A 765-nucleotide genomic window follows, 5' to 3' on the forward strand; every position below is an offset into this window, starting at 1 on the left:
ACGGCGGACGACCGCCACGGTCGTCACGATCGGCCGGACGGCCGCTGCTCGAACCACCGCCGCCTTCGCGGTTGAACGGGCGAGCGCCACGGTCGTCACGCTGGAACGGACGTCCGCCACGAGAGTCGCGGTCACGGGACCCATACGGGCCGGCAGGACGGCCCTCACGCCGCTCGCCATATCGCGGGCCGTCGCCGGGACGTCCCTCGCCACGGGTTCCCGCACGGTCGCCATCAGCCGGCCGGCCGCCCCTGCTTCCCTCGGAGCGGTCACTGCGGAACCCTCCGGAACCCCCGCCCGAGCGGTTTCCACCGTCTTCGGGACGGCCCGAGTCCTCACGTCCGTTATCTCTGTTCACTTCTATCCTTCGTTGCTCGCTCACCGCGTCCACCGTGACCGCGTTCGCTCATTGCGCCGACCATGTGCGGAGGGGACGGTCGATCCGGCCGCGGGGCACAGGCCCGTTTCACTCTGTCGCTGCCCGCGCATAGGCGTCTTACGCGACAAAGGCCACCCGTGGTGGGGTGGCCCGGCACCTCCAGCCTAGCAAGGCCCCGAAGCCCCCGGGACGCGCCAGCCGAGAACGTGGCCCATGTGAGCCCGGACGTCGCACAAGGCCGACGCGGACAGGCGTCCTGCGGCTTCGGTCTGTGACAGCCTCTATAACGCAGGAAAGCCACCCACAAAGTGGATGGCTTTCCTGCGTTATATCAAATATTTGTCCGGCGGTGTCCTACTCTCCCACACCGTCCCCGGTGCAGTACC

At 68.6% G+C, this 765-nt stretch carries 1 pseudogene; it reads right to left on the bottom strand.

The features are described 5' to 3' along the window. Positions 1–273, bottom strand: a pseudogene (locus AB0O34_RS36110) (hypothetical protein); the annotation flags it as partial. Positions 274–765 lie beyond the last annotated feature (492 nt).

This window comes from Sphaerisporangium sp. NPDC088356, from assembly GCF_040685555.1.
Taxonomy (GTDB): Bacteria; Actinomycetota; Actinomycetes; order Streptosporangiales; family Streptosporangiaceae; genus Sphaerisporangium.